We start from the raw sequence: 12913 nt of genomic DNA on the forward strand, positions 1-12913 counted from the left end.
CTGCGTCGATCTAAGCGCGGATCGGGGGTCCGTGCGGACTGAAAACGCCCCTCGATGCGTCCTGTTGGACTGTTCTTGCGGGGGCGTGCGGACCGTTCGGCCGGCCGTTTCCCCAGACTGCGCCCGACAGGGGCCGCGCCCGTTCAGCCCGTGGCCGGGCGGGACAGCGCCCCCAGATCGGGCCGCGTCGATTTCACCTGCCGCGTGACGATATAGGTCATGTAGCGTTGAATCCCCAGCTCTGCCTCCAGCAGGGTCTCCATCAGCGCCTGAAAGGCCGCCAGGCTGGGGGTGATGACCGTCAGGACATAGTCCATGCCGCCGCCGGTCGCGATGCAGTCGGTCACCTCGGCCAGGCTGCGGATATGGCTTTCGAACCGGTCGAAATCGACCTTGCGGTGCTGCGACAGCGATACCGTCACGATCACCTGCGAGAAGCTGACGATGCGGTCCAGCGCCAGATCCGCGTGATAGCCGCGAATCAGCCCGGCCGATTTCAGCCTGCTCAGCCGCGCCCAGCAGGGGGTGGGCGACAGGTTCACGATCTCGGCCAGGCGGGCCTTGCTCAGCTGTCCATGCGCCTGGACGGCCGCCAGGATGCGGATATCCGTCGCATCAAGACCTGGTCTGCTCATCCCTTGCCCCCGCATCAGCCATGCCCGACGCAGGCATTCTCAACACGGTGGGCGCGGATTGTGCAACCCGCCTCGGTGCCGGGGCACGGCCTGCGCCGCACCCAGGAAAGGGCGGTCACTGAGCGGGCATGCCCAAGCCAGAGGGCGCGCCGTTGGCCGTCGCGCCCTCGATCTTGTCATGGGTCGAGGGGACGCCCGCCCGCGCGCGGCGCGTATCGTTATAGATGGCCTTGAGCAGGGCGACGGCCATCAGCACCATCACCACCGAGAACGGCAGCGCCCCGATGACCATCGCGGTCTGGATCGCCGTCGTCCCGCCCGAGATAAGCAGCCCCGCCACCACCATCGCCAGCGCCGCGCCCCAGAACAGGATATGCGGTCGCGATTTCGGCCCCTCGTCCTCGGCGGCGTTGATGGTGTTCACGATCAGCACCGCGGAATCGGCCGAGGTGACCAGGAAGGTCAGCAGCACCACCACGATCAGCACCGCCATGCCCCAGGCCAGCCAGGTGGCGATGGGCGCCAGCATGAACTCGGTCATGGCAAAGATCTTGTCGCCGTTGGCCGCGTCGAAGATGACACCGTTCGCGCCGCCGTTCAGCTCCAGGTCGATGGCCGTGCCGCCCGTCCAGGAGAACCAGACAAAGCACATCAGCGCCGGCACGATCAGCGCGCCCAGCACGAATTCCCGCACCGTCCGCCCGCGCGAGATGCGCGCCAGGAACAGCCCCACGAAGGGCGCGAATGCGATCCACCACGCCCAGTAGAAGACCGGCCACCAGCCCTGCCACTGCGCCAGCAGAAAGGCCTCGGACCCCTCGACCCCGTCGGAGCGGAAGACGGCGACGCTCATCTGCGGCAGGCTGATGACATAGTGCCACAGCCCCGTGACCATCGCGTTCAGCCCGAACCATGTCGCGCCAAAGATCATCAGAAAGCCCAGCAGCAGGATGGACAGGCCCATGTTCAGGTTCGACAGCCACTTGATACCGCGACCCACGCCCGACAGCGCCGACAGCGTGGACAGGCCCATGATGACCGCCAGCGCCACGATGATGCCGGTCGTGGTTGCCCCCCCATCGGTGTCGACCAGGCCGCCAAAGCCGATCCGCGTCAGGCCCGCCACCAGCTGATCGACCCCAAAGCCAAGCGTCTGCGCCACGCCCAGGATGGTGGCCACCACCGCCACGATGTCGATGACATGGCCCAAGGGCCCCGCCAGCCTTTGGCCGAACAGCGGCGTCAGCCCCGACCGGATGGTCAGCGGCAGCCCCCGGCGATAGCTGAAATAGGCCAGCGACAGCCCGCAGATCGCATAGCAGGCCCATGCGCTGAACCCCCAATGCAGGAACGACCACTTAAAGGCCATCGCCACGTTGTCGGCGCCGCCCCCGGTGGTCAGGCCCATGATCGTCTCGGGGCTGGTGCCCAGATGCGTGACGGGTTCGGCCACGGCCCAGGTCAGCATGCCCACGCCGATCCCCGCCCCGAACATCATCGAGAACCAGGAAAACCGCGTGAATTCGGGCTGTTCGCCCTCCACCCCCAGGTTCAGCCGCGCCGATGCGGGCCAGACCGCCAGCACAAAGCACACGACGATGAAGAACGCGACCACCCAGATGTACCAGGCGGCAAAGTTCTGCAGGATCAGCCCGTTCAGCCCGTTCAGGATCGCGCCCGACTGGATCGGCCAGAAGATCGCCCAGACCACGATGACCGAGATGATGATCTTGGCCGGGACGGTCACGGCGATCGAGAACCCGTCATAGAACCCGCCCGTGGTGGTATTGATGTCCAGTTCCGTCAGGGGAGGACCGATTTTATCATCACTTGGCACCATGTGCTCCTTTGCGCCTCCGCGGTCGCGCCCGTCATCCGGCCTCGCCTGCGCGGGCCGGTCTGCTGTGGCGACGACAGGAAAGGTCCTGACGGACGCCCGGTTCCCTTTTGTCAGCGCCTATCTTGGCATTGCAGGGGGATGGGCGGTATCTCTTTTGCGACCGGTTCGCGCGTCGGGACGCCACCGCGCGCGCAACGCGGCGATCGGAGAGCCTGCGGGGGCAGCAGGCCCGCCCGCAGCAGTGGCCCCTTGGCGACAGGGGCATCGGCAAGATCCGCCCGGGGGGCCGTCAACCGGCAGCAGGCTCCTCTCCGCGGAGGGGCGGCACGGGCAGGCGCTGGCGCTGGCCGCCGCCGCACAGCAGATCGACCGCCTGGTCGGCGGCATCCTGGAACGGCTCCAGCACCAGATCGGCACCGGCGGCCAGGATCAGGCGCGTCTCGGAGGCGTCATGCGCGGTCGCCGCGATCCGCCCCGTGAAGCCCGCCGCCTGCGCCAGCTGGATGACGGTCGTGCGGATATCCTCGTGGCTCAGACCGGTGGGGTGAACCGGGATGGTCGCGACGATCCAGCGCGTTCCCGCCAGATCAAGGCCCGCCATGTATTCGGGGTCGCTGGCATCGCCGAACTCGGCCCGCAGGCCCAGATCCTGCCAGCGGCGCACGGCCTAGGGGTTGAAATCGACGCCCAGCACGGACAGGCCGCGCCGCTGCAGGCGCATCCCCAAAGCGGTGCCAAAGCGGCCCAGGCCCAGGATGACCACGTCGACGGCGGGCGCCCGACGGTCATCGCCGCGGGTGGCCTCGCGCGGGGTTCCGCGACGCTCGAACACGCCCAGCAGCGGCTCGCACAGTGCATAGAGGTGGTGCGAAAAGGTGATCATGTAGGTCGAGGCCGCGATGGTCACGATGCCGACCATGGTGACCAGCCCCAGGGCATCGGGGCCGACATGCCCCAGGCTGACCCCCATCGCGACGAAGATCAGAGAGAACTCGCTGATCTGGGCGACGGTCAGCCCGGCCAGAAACCCCGTCCGCTTGCGATAGCCAAGCGCGCCCATGATGATCAGCACGATCAGGGGGTTGCCGATCAGCACGAACAGCGACAGGACCGCCGCGCCCAGCAGATGCCCACCCAGCAGCGACAGATCCAGCGTCGCCCCAAGCGCGATGAAGAAGAACAGCAGCAGAAAGTCCCGCAGCGGCACCAGCCGCGCCGAGATGGTCTCGCGGAAGGGGGTCGATGCCAGCGCGATGCCCGCCATCAGGCCGCCGACCTCCTTGCCCAGGCCCACCGCGTCGCCCAGTGCCGCAAACATCGCCGCCAGGGCGATCGAGCAGATGACCAGCAGTTCGGGCGTCCGCGCCAGGCGGGCCGTCAGCGGATCGGCCAGATAGCGCACGAACAGGATGACGACCAGCAGCAGCCCCACCCCCGATGCCAGGACCGTCAGCACGGTTCCGCCCCCGCCGCCCGCACCGATGCCGATGGCGGACAGCACGATCATCGCCAGAACGACCACCAGATCCTGCACGATCAGGAATCCCAGGGCGATCTGGCCGTGCAGCGAGTCGATCTCGCGCTTGTCCGACAGCAGCTTGACGATGATGATCGTCGACGAAAACGTCAGCGCCACCGCGACATACAGGCTGGTGACATGGTCCAGCCCCAGGCCCAGCCCGATCAGATAGCCGAAGAAGGCCGTGAACGCGACCTGTCCCAGACCGGTCACCACGGCCACCGCCCCAAGCGACCGGATCAGCGTCACGTCCAGCTTGATGCCGACCAGAAACAGCAGCACCGCGATGCCCAGTTCGGCCAAGAGCTCGATCTGGGCCTCGGAATGCACCAGATCCAGGGCCGAGGGACCGGCCAGCAGCCCGACCGCGATGAAGCCCACAATCAGCGGCTGGCGCAGCAGCACCCCCAGCAGACCCACCCCCGAGGCCAGGACCAGCAACAGCGCGATTTGGGTGAAAGGGGTCATGGGCCATACCTTGTGTCGTGCGGCCCGCGACGATGCGGGCAGGGTCACCCCCCGTCATAAGGGCGCGGGCACGGCGCCGACATGACCTGCATCAAGAACTGCCGCCCCCGATGCGGCACGGACCGCACTGTCAAATGCGCGGGCCTCCAGCGGGGCCTGGCCCAGGCTGCGCGCACGGATCAGCGCGGGCCAGTCGGGGCCGGGCCATGCCCCGCGCGCCAGTTCGGTCAGGTCGCGCCCCTCCCGCAGGGCCTGCGCGCAGAGGTCGGCGACCCGTGCTGCCGCCGTGGCCCGGTCCAGCGCCGTGTGTTCGGTCAGGGCAAAGGTCAGCGCCTCGGCATGGATGGTGCCGTGGCCGGTCTGCAGGTCGCGCGCCATCGCGGTGGCATCGGGGGTCAGCCGCGCCAGCACATCGTCTGCGGTTCGCAGCAAGGTGCCCCCCGCCACGCAGAGCGGCGGCAGGGTCAGCCATTCGGTGAACCAGGCGGCTCCGTCGCGCTGCTGGCGGTGCAGGCCCGCGGCGCGGAACGTCGCCGCCAGCCCCATCGCGTGCCGCGCCAGCGCCACCATCGCCGACGGCCCGACCGGGTTCCGCTTTTGCGGCATGGTGGACGAAGCCCCGCCCCCCGCGATCACCACGGTGCCGATGCCCGATTGGGTCATCATCAGCAGATCCTCGGCCAGCTTGCCTAAGGCCGCCGCCAGACCCGCGATCCAGTCGGCCAGATGCCCCGGGCCCGACCGGTCGCTGTGCCAGCTGCGCCCCGGATCACACAGGTGCAGCGCCCGGGCCATCGCCTGCCGCACCGCCGGACCCTGAGGCCCCATCGCCGACAGGGTGCCTGCAGCGCCCGACAGCGACACCCGCAGCACACGGTCGCGCAGGGCGGGCATGGCCTGCTCCTGATCCAGCAGCCGCCAGCCCCAGCCTGCGACGACCGCGCCAAAGCCGGTGGGCGTCGCCGCCTGGCCATAGGTCCGCGCGGCCATCAGCAGATCGGCATGATCGGCCGCAAGTCCCGCCAACCGCGTCAGGACGGCGTGCAGCCGCCCCTCCCACAGGGCCAGCATCGGCCCGATCCGCAGAGCCAGCGCGCTGTCCATGATGTCCTGGCTGGTCGCGCCCCAGTGCAGATGGGCGGCGTGCGGCGTGCGGCCCATCTGGTCGCGGATCGCGGCGATCAGGCCGGGCACCGGCACGCCGTTCCGCGCCGTGGCCTGCGCCAGATCCTGCGGGTCAATCCGCAGCGCGGTGCAGGCCGCCGCGATGGCCGGACCCGCATCGGCGGGAATGACGCCCAGCTGCGATTGCGCGATGGCCAGGGCGGCCTCGACCCGGGCCATGGCGGCCAGCTCTGCCTCGGCCGAGAACAGCGCCTCGGTCTGAGGGTCGCCGAACAGCGCGGCATAGAGGGCGTTCTGCGCCGGGCCGGTCATCGGGCCACCCCCTGAGCGGCCACGCCGGTGCCGGGGGCCTTTTGCGGCAGGCCCAGGATGGCGCGGGCCTGCTGCCATGTGGCGACGGGCCGCCCGTGACGGTCGCACAGCGCCGCCGCGCGCCGCACCAGCGCCGCGTTCGAGGGCGCCAGCCGGTCGCGGTCCAGCCGCACGTTGTCCTCCAGCCCGGTCCGTGCGTGACCCCCCGCAGCGATCGCCCATTCGTTCAGCACGATCTGGTTCGGGCCGATCCCGGCCGCGCACCAGGGCGCATCTTCCCCGAACAGCCGCCGCACGGTATGGACATAGTAATCGAACACGTCGCGATCGACCGGCATCGCGTTGCGCACCCCCATCACGAATTGCATATAGGGGCGGGTCGTCAGGCGCCCGTCGCGCCACATCGCATGGGCCTGCAGGATATGGGACAGATCAAAGGCCTCGATCTCGGGCATGACGCCATGGGCGGCCATTTCGGCGGCCAGCCAGTCAACCAGATCGGGGCTGTTCTCATAAACGCGGGTCGGAAAGTTGTTCGACCCGACGGCCAGGCTGGCCATGTCGGGCGACAGGCGCAGCATGCCGCCCCGGTCGCGGCCCGCCCCCGACCGGCCGCCGGTCGACAGCTGCACGATCATGCCGGGACAGTGGCGGCGGATGCCCTCCAGCAGGCGGGCAAAGCGGTCCGAGTCGCTGGTCGGGCGGCCCTGGTCGTCGCGGACATGGGCATGCACGATGCTGGCCCCGGCCTCGAAGGCCTCATGGGTGGATTCCACCTGCTCGGCGATGGTGATGGGCACGGCGGGGTTGTTGGCCTTGGTCGGCAGGCTGCCGGTGATGGCCACGCAGAGGATGCAGGGATTGTCAGACATCGATGAACACCGTTTCCCTGTTGCCCTGAAGGTGGATGTCAAAGCGATAGATCGCGCCCTCGCACCGCGCGATCAGGGTGTCGCGGCGGTCGGGCTGTTCGATCAGCGCCAGCAGCGGATCGGCGGCATTGTCCAGGTTGTCGAAATACATCCGCGTCTGCAGCCCGGTATTGATGCCCCGCGCCACCAGCCACAGCGACAGATGCGGCGCCTGCGGGCGGCCGTTCGGGCCGGGGACGGAACCGGGGCGGATGGTGTCGATGACGAACAGGCCGGTGTCGAAATCGGGCACGATCCGCGCCCATCCGCGAAAGCCGGGCGCGCAATCGGCATGGCGTGGGTCTTCGGGATGGGGGTGGATGCCCTGCCCGTCGGCCTGCCACAGCTCGATCAGCACGTCGCGGACGGGGGCGCCGGTGCCATCGAAGACGCAGCCCTCGATGCGGATGCGCTCGCCGGGGGTGTCGAGGGCGATGATGCGGTGGCCCAGCTCCTCGCGATAGATGTCGAACCCCGCGGCGCCGGGGGCCAGGCCGATATGGACATAGGGTCCGGCGGTCTGCGAGGGCGTCTCCCTCAGATAGGGCAAGGCTTGCGGCATGTCAGTTCCCCTCGGGCCGGTTCTCGAAAAAGGTTGACCGGCGCCCCCGCAGGACGATGTCGAAGCGATAGGCCAGGCGGTCCAGCGGCAGCGTGGCGTTCAGGTCCAGCGGCGCGATCAGCGGGTCGCCCTCGAAATACATCTGGGTGATCAGGCCCTGCGAAAAGGCCCGGCCAAAGACCGACAGGTGGATATGCGCGGGCCGCCAGTTGTTGACCCAGTTGCGCCCGGGATAGGCCCCCGGCTTGATCGTGCGGAAGGCATAGCGCCCCTGATCGTCGGTCAATACCCGCCCGCAGCCGCTGAAATTCGGGTCAATCGGCGCCAGATAGCTGTCCTTTTTATGGCGATAGCGGCCGCCGACATTGGCCTGCCAGATCTCGACCAGGGTGCCGGGCACGGGGCGGGCGTTCTCGTCCAGGACGCGGCCATGGACGATGATGCGCTCTCCCACCGGATCGCCGGTGCGGGCGTGGTTGCGGATCAGGTCGGCGTCGATCGGGTCGATGTCGGAATGGCCAAAGGTCGGGCCGGTGATCTCGGACAGGGTGCCCTCCAGCGACAGCATAGGCAGGCGCGGGCTGCGCGCGACCGAGGTCTTGTAATCGGGCGTCAGCGCCGGGGGATGCCAGCGGCGGTCGCGCTGGTAATAGGGGGCGGGGGTCATGCGGGGCCTCCTGCGGTGGGGGCGTCGGCCTCCGAAAATATCTCCTTGGCCAGGCGGATGGCGTGATTGGCGCGGGGCACGCCCGCATAGATGGCGACATGCAGCAGCGCCTCGATCACGTCGTCGCGGCTGGTGCCCGTATTGGGGATGGCGCGCAGATGCAGGGCCAGTTCGCCGTCATTGCCCAGACCCGCCAGCAGGGCGATGGTCATCATCGACCGCTCGCGTAGGGTGATCGTGTCGCGCGACCAGACACGGCCCCAGGCCGCGTCGGTGATCAGCGCCTGGAACGGCGCGTCAAAGGGGGTGGTCTGCGCCTCGGCGCGGGCGACATGGGCGGTGCCCAGAACCCGCCTGCGGGTCGCCAGGCCGGTGTCGGACAGCTCAGTCATGGGCGTGCCTCTCAATGAAGGGAGCCAGGATCGCCGCATGGGCGGCGGGGGTCTCGACGCAGGGCAGATGCCCGGCGTCGGGGATCAGGTGAAATGCCGCACCCGGGATTAGCCGCGCCGTCGCCTGCACCAGATCGGGGGGCGAGGCACCGTCCGCACCCCCCGCCACGACCAGCGCGGACAGGCGCAGCGCGGCGGTGGCCTGCGTCTGGTCGGCCCCGGCCAGCGCGCGGCAGGCGGCGACATATCCGGGCGTGCCGGTCCGGGCCAGCATGGCGCGCCACAGCGCCCGTTCGGGCGTGGCGCGGAAGGGGGCGGCGAACCACCGCTCCATCACCGCATCCGCGATGGCATCCGTGCCGCCCGCCTGGACCGCCGCGATGCGATCCTGCCAACCGGCGGGCGTGCCCAGCCTGGCGGCGGTGTTCGACAGGACCAGCGCGCGCACCAGATCGGGTCGCGTGCTGGCCAGGCGCTGCGCGATCAGCCCGCCGATGGACAGGCCCACCATCACCACCGGGCCGCGCACCACCTGTTCGATCAGGGCCACCACGTCATCGACGTGATCCTGCAACCGCTCGCCCCGGCCCAGGTCGGACAGCCCGTGGCCCTGCTTGTCATAGCGCAGATACCGCAGCCCCGCGGGCAGCAACGGCACGACTGCATCCCACAGCCGCAGATCGGTCCCAAGCGAATTGGCCATCACCACAACCGGCGCGTCCGCAGGCCCGTTCAGACGGTAATGCAGCACGCCATAGGGGCGGGTCAAAGCCTGCATTGAATGTCCTCCTATCCATAACGTAACATGCCGAAAACAGCCGCGATAATGCAAAACGGGACAGCGTTGATGCCGATATGATCATGCATCCGGGGATCAAGCTGCGCCACATCCGGGTATTCCTGGATATCGCCGCGCGCGGGAACCTGTCGGCGGCGGCCCGCGCGCAGGGCATCACCCAGCCCGCCCTGAGCCGCACCCTGGCCGAGCTGGAGACCCTGTTGGACGCCCAGCTGTTTCGCCGCGAACGCCGCCGCCTGATCCTGACCGAGGCCGGGGCCCTGCTGCGCGCCCATGCCGCGACCGCGCTGCAGATGCTGGAGGCCGGGGTCGCGGCGCTGCATCCCGACCGGGCGGCGGGCCGCATCGGCGTGGGCGTCCTGCCGACTGCGGCCACGCGCCTCTTCCCGCGCGTCGCGCTGCGGTTCCACGAGGCCGCGCCCCACATGACCCTGGCGGTCGAGACCGGCCCCCATTCCCATCTTGTCCGCCTGCTGCGCGAGGGGCGGATCGACCTGATGATCGGGCGGATGCCCGTCGCTGCGGATATGGCCGGGCTGCGGTTCGACCACCTGTACGAGGACCCCGTGGCGCTGGTATCGCGGGCGGGCCACCCGATGCAGGGCGGCGCCACGGAGGCCGCGCTGGCGGCCTGTCCGCTGATCCTGCCGCCGCGCGACGCACTGATCCGCCCGGGGGTCGAGGCCTATCTGCTGGCGCGCAACCTGTCGCCCCGCCAGCCCGCCTTCGAGACAGCGGCCCTGGCGGTCGGGCGCGGCATTGTGGCGGGGTCGGACGCGCTGTGGTTCATTTCCCAGGGTGTCGTCGCGGATGAGGTTGACCAGGGGCGCATGACCCTCTGGCCCACGGGCAGCGCGGCGCTGGCCGGAGCGGTGGGGCTGACCCGCCGCCAGGGCGCGGCACCCGACCGGATGCTGGATCTGCTGGCCCGGCTGACGCTGGACCAGGCCCACCCCTAGCGCCGCGGCATGCCGGAGGGGCGGGCGGCACGCTTTTGCGCGGCGATGCGGAAGGGGGCGTTGGGCGCGCCGTATCCGGCATAGCCGCCCTGGCGCTGCACGATCTCGAAGAAGAACCCGTCGGCGCGGGGCTCGCTGTAAAGCTGAAAGAACTGGCCCTGCGCATCCTCGTCATACATCACGTTGGCCGCCTGCATCCGCGCGACCAGCCCGCCGTCCAGGCCAAAGCGCGCCTGCACGTCCTGATAATAGTTCGCCCCGATCCGCAGCGGCGCAAAGCCCAGGGCCGCCAGCGCCGCCGCCGTGGCAAAGATGTCGGCGCAGGCAAAGGCCACATGCTGGACGGATGCCCCAAAGCTGTCCTCGATGAAGCGCCCGGCCAGGGTGTGGCGCGCCTCGGCCCCGTTCAGCGTGACGCGCAGGCCGCCCAGGTCGATCGCCTGGCTGCGCACCAGCCCGTCGGGATCGACCACGTCGATCATCGGTGCCTTTTGCCCGTCCAGGATCGACGTGTAGAACAGCGTCCAGCTGAGCATCTCGTCATAGGCCATGGTCTGGCCGATATGGTCGATGCCGGTGATGCCCGCCCCCGCCGGTGCCGGGTCCGCACTGAAATCGACGCTCCAGATGTCGGCCAGGTCCGAGGCGCTGTCCAGAAACCGCAGCACGCTGCCGCCGACGCCGCGGATGGCGGGAATGGCCAGCTGGCCGGTGGGGGCCTCCTGCCGGTGGGGCTGCGCCAAAAGCGCGCGGGCCCGCGCAAAGGCCGCGCGCGCGTCCGCCACCAGCAGCCCCACCTCGGCCACCGTGGTGCCGTGGGTCAGGTATGTGGTATGGGCGAAGCCCGAGGGATCGGTGTTGACCAGCAAGTTCGTGCCCCCCTGACGCCACAGGGTCACCGGTTTCGACACGTGCTGGCCCGACTGGACAAAGCCCGCGCTGGCCAGCAGCGCCTCCAGCGCCGGGGCCTCGGCGGTGCTGGTGGCGAATTCGATGAACTCGACCCGGTCGACGGGCTGGGGGGGCGGGAAATCGGGCAGATCCGGCACCGCCAGGGGGCCCGCGCGCCGGATGCCGTCCATCAGCGCGATCAGGCTGCGATGGCCGTCCTGCGCCACCAGGCGCGGCAGGCCCGCGCGGAACTGGTCGTTGAAGATCTCCAGGCTCAGCGGGCCGTCATAGCCCGTCGCGCTGACCGCGCGCATGAAGCCCGCGACGTCCAGATCGCCCTCTCCGGGCATGTTGCGGAAATGGCGCGACCAGTACAGCAGGTCCATGTCGATGGCGGGCGCATCCGCCAGCTGCACGAAAAAGATTCGGTCGCCCGGAATGGCCCGGATCGAGGCCGGGTCGATCCGGCGCGCCAGGGTGTGAAAGCTGTCCAGGATCAGGCCTACGCGGGGGTGATCGGCGCGGCGCACGACCTCCCAGGCATCGCGATGGTCGTTGACCAGGCGGCCCCAGCACAGCGCCTCGAACCCCACGCGGACGCCGTGGCGCGCGGCCAGATCGCCCAGGTCGCGGAAATCCTGCGCCATGCGGTCGATGCCGCCGATGACCGCCGGATGCACGGTCGAACAGACCAGCATCAGGTCGGTGCCCAGCTGGTTCATCAGCTCGAACTTGCGCTCGGCGCGGGCGAAGGCGCGGCTGCGATGCGGTTCGGGCAGGCCCTCGAAATCGCGGAAGGGCTGGAACAGCGTGATCTCCAACCCATGGTCGCGGACCATGCGGCCCACCTCCTCGGGGGCGAAATCCGAGGCCAGGAAATCCTGCTCGAAGATCTCGATGCCGTCGAAACCGGCGGCGGCGATGGCCGCCAGCTTGGTCGTCAGGCTGCCCGACAGCGATACGGTGGCGATCGAGGTCTTCATGACGCGTCCCGCCCCGCCGCCAGATCGGCGCGCAGACGGTCCTGATCCAGGGGCAGGCCGGTAAAGATTGCCCAGGCATCCACGCCCTGCCCGATGAACAGCTCATACCCCGAGATGATGTCCAGCCCCGCCACCTGCGCGTCGCGCAGGAACTGCGTGTCAACCGGCGTATAGACCGCGTCAAAGGCCCAGTCCGCCCCAGCCATCAGCGCACCGTCCAGCGGCGTGCCGTCATGGCCGACCATGCCGACGGGGGTGCAGTTGATCATGCCCGCCACCCCGACCGCCAGCGCCGCCGCGTCCGTGCCGGTGACGACCGACAATCCGGGGCGCGCGGCGCGCAGCGCCATGGCCAGCGCATCGGCGCGGGCCGGGTCGCGGTCGGCCAGACGGATCTGGGTGGCGCCAAGCGCGATCAGCCCAAAGGCCACCGCGCGTCCCACGCCGCCCGCCCCGATCATCAGGACCGGCCCCGGCGCGGCATCGCCCCGCACCCGGCGATAGGCGGCGACGAAGCCCGAATAATCGGTGTTGAACCCGCGCGGCGGACCGTCCCGGAACAGAACCGTGTTGCAGGCCCCGATGGCCGCGACCAGCGGATCGTCGATGCGCAGCCGGCCCGCCACGACCTCCTTGTAGGGATAGGTGACGTTGATGCCCCGGTATCCGCCCGCGGCGCAGCGCGCGAAAAGCGCGTCGAAGTCCAACCCCTCAAGCCGCGGGATCAGGCTGTCATAGCGCACGCGGCGCCCGTTCTGCGCCCCCGCCAGCCGATGCAGGCGCGGGGATTGCGAGGCCGCGATATTGTCGCCGATCAGGCCCAGCAGGATCGTGTCGGTCATGGTCTGGT

General features: G+C 69.6%; 13 protein-coding genes. 1 reads left to right on the plus strand and 12 read right to left on the minus strand.

Annotation, left to right across the window (positions count from 1 at the left end; all coding sequences use genetic code 11):
- Window positions 1-143: 143 nt before the first annotated feature.
- From ABS73_RS14610 to pcaD, 10 genes are all read right to left on the minus strand, one after another.
- A complete protein-coding gene (locus tag ABS73_RS14610) occupies window positions 144-635 on the minus strand; it encodes an Lrp/AsnC family transcriptional regulator (RefSeq protein ID WP_277021853.1) in 492 nt (163 codons plus the stop codon).
- Between the two features lie 115 nt (window positions 636-750).
- Complete coding sequence (locus ABS73_RS14615) at window positions 751-2472, minus strand: BCCT family transporter (protein WP_277021854.1); 1722 nt, start codon at window positions 2470-2472, stop codon at window positions 751-753.
- Window positions 2473-2764: 292 nt separating this feature from the next.
- Complete coding sequence (locus ABS73_RS14620) at window positions 2765-3139, minus strand: NAD-binding protein (RefSeq protein ID WP_277021857.1); 375 nt, start codon at window positions 3137-3139, stop codon at window positions 2765-2767.
- Between the two features lie 3 nt (window positions 3140-3142).
- Complete coding sequence (locus ABS73_RS14625; protein WP_277021860.1) at window positions 3143-4462, minus strand: cation:proton antiporter; 1320 nt, start codon at window positions 4460-4462, stop codon at window positions 3143-3145.
- Between the two features lie 54 nt (window positions 4463-4516).
- Window positions 4517-5899, minus strand: a complete 1383-nt coding sequence (locus ABS73_RS14630; RefSeq protein ID WP_277021862.1) for a lyase family protein — start codon at window positions 5897-5899, stop codon at window positions 4517-4519.
- Window positions 5896-6771 carry a 3-oxoadipate:acetyl-CoA acetyltransferase gene (locus ABS73_RS14635; RefSeq protein ID WP_277021864.1) on the minus strand — a complete coding sequence of 292 codons (876 nt, stop codon included), beginning with the start codon at window positions 6769-6771 and terminating at the stop codon, window positions 5896-5898. The genes ABS73_RS14630 and ABS73_RS14635 overlap by 4 nt, the downstream gene beginning before the upstream one ends.
- Window positions 6764-7372 carry a protocatechuate 3,4-dioxygenase subunit alpha gene (pcaG, locus tag ABS73_RS14640; protein ID WP_277021867.1) on the minus strand — a complete coding sequence of 203 codons (609 nt, stop codon included), beginning with the start codon at window positions 7370-7372 and terminating at the stop codon, window positions 6764-6766. Before pcaG ends, ABS73_RS14635 begins: the two co-directional genes overlap by 8 nt.
- 1 nt (window position 7373) lies before the next feature.
- Window positions 7374-8039, minus strand: coding sequence for a dioxygenase family protein (locus tag ABS73_RS14645; protein WP_277021870.1), 666 nt, complete (start codon window positions 8037-8039; stop codon window positions 7374-7376).
- A complete protein-coding gene (gene pcaC, locus ABS73_RS14650) occupies window positions 8036-8431 on the minus strand; it encodes a 4-carboxymuconolactone decarboxylase (RefSeq protein ID WP_277021872.1) in 396 nt (131 codons plus the stop codon). Before pcaC ends, ABS73_RS14645 begins: the two co-directional genes overlap by 4 nt.
- Window positions 8424-9209, minus strand: coding sequence for a 3-oxoadipate enol-lactonase (pcaD, locus tag ABS73_RS14655; protein WP_277021874.1), 786 nt, complete (start codon window positions 9207-9209; stop codon window positions 8424-8426). The genes pcaC and pcaD overlap by 8 nt, the downstream gene beginning before the upstream one ends.
- A gap of 83 nt (window positions 9210-9292) precedes the next feature.
- Here pcaD and ABS73_RS14660 point away from each other — a divergent pair, with 83 nt between their 5' ends.
- Window positions 9293-10189 carry a LysR substrate-binding domain-containing protein gene (locus ABS73_RS14660; RefSeq protein ID WP_277021876.1) on the plus strand — a complete coding sequence of 299 codons (897 nt, stop codon included), beginning with the start codon at window positions 9293-9295 and terminating at the stop codon, window positions 10187-10189.
- Here the strand turns inward: ABS73_RS14660 and ABS73_RS14665 are convergent.
- Both ABS73_RS14665 and ABS73_RS14670 read right to left on the minus strand, forming a co-directional pair.
- On the minus strand, window positions 10186-12063 hold the full coding sequence (locus ABS73_RS14665; protein WP_277021879.1) for a bifunctional sugar phosphate isomerase/epimerase/4-hydroxyphenylpyruvate dioxygenase family protein: 1878 nt from the start codon (window positions 12061-12063) through the stop codon (window positions 10186-10188). The two genes, ABS73_RS14660 and ABS73_RS14665, sit on opposite strands and share 4 nt — an antisense overlap.
- Window positions 12060-12905 carry a shikimate dehydrogenase family protein gene (locus tag ABS73_RS14670; RefSeq protein WP_277021882.1) on the minus strand — a complete coding sequence of 282 codons (846 nt, stop codon included), beginning with the start codon at window positions 12903-12905 and terminating at the stop codon, window positions 12060-12062. The genes ABS73_RS14665 and ABS73_RS14670 overlap by 4 nt, the downstream gene beginning before the upstream one ends.
- Window positions 12906-12913: the final 8 nt, after the last annotated feature.

The sequence above is a fragment of the Paracoccus sp. SCN 68-21 genome, from assembly GCF_001724535.1.
Classification (GTDB): domain Bacteria; phylum Pseudomonadota; class Alphaproteobacteria; order Rhodobacterales; family Rhodobacteraceae; genus Paracoccus; species Paracoccus hibiscisoli.

Excerpts from the sequence above, each read along its gene's own strand:
- ABS73_RS14610 (WP_277021853.1), bottom strand. The coding sequence starts at position 635 with ATGAGCAGACCAGGTCTTGATGCGACGGATATCCGCATCCTGGCGGCC.
- ABS73_RS14625 (WP_277021860.1), bottom strand. The coding sequence starts at position 4,462 with ATGACCCCTTTCACCCAAATCGCGCTGTTGCTGGTCCTGGCCTCGGGG.
- ABS73_RS14630 (WP_277021862.1), bottom strand. The coding sequence starts at position 5,899 with ATGACCGGCCCGGCGCAGAACGCCCTCTATGCCGCGCTGTTCGGCGAC.
- ABS73_RS14635 (WP_277021864.1), bottom strand. The coding sequence starts at position 6,771 with ATGTCTGACAATCCCTGCATCCTCTGCGTGGCCATCACCGGCAGCCTG.
- pcaG (WP_277021867.1), bottom strand. The coding sequence starts at position 7,372 with ATGCCGCAAGCCTTGCCCTATCTGAGGGAGACGCCCTCGCAGACCGCC.
- ABS73_RS14645 (WP_277021870.1), bottom strand. The coding sequence starts at position 8,039 with ATGACCCCCGCCCCCTATTACCAGCGCGACCGCCGCTGGCATCCCCCG.
- pcaC (WP_277021872.1), bottom strand. The coding sequence starts at position 8,431 with ATGACTGAGCTGTCCGACACCGGCCTGGCGACCCGCAGGCGGGTTCTG.
- pcaD (WP_277021874.1), bottom strand. The coding sequence starts at position 9,209 with ATGCAGGCTTTGACCCGCCCCTATGGCGTGCTGCATTACCGTCTGAAC.
- ABS73_RS14660 (WP_277021876.1), top strand. The coding sequence starts at position 9,293 with ATGCATCCGGGGATCAAGCTGCGCCACATCCGGGTATTCCTGGATATC.
- ABS73_RS14665 (WP_277021879.1), bottom strand. The coding sequence starts at position 12,063 with ATGAAGACCTCGATCGCCACCGTATCGCTGTCGGGCAGCCTGACGACC.
- ABS73_RS14670 (WP_277021882.1), bottom strand. The coding sequence starts at position 12,905 with ATGACCGACACGATCCTGCTGGGCCTGATCGGCGACAATATCGCGGCC.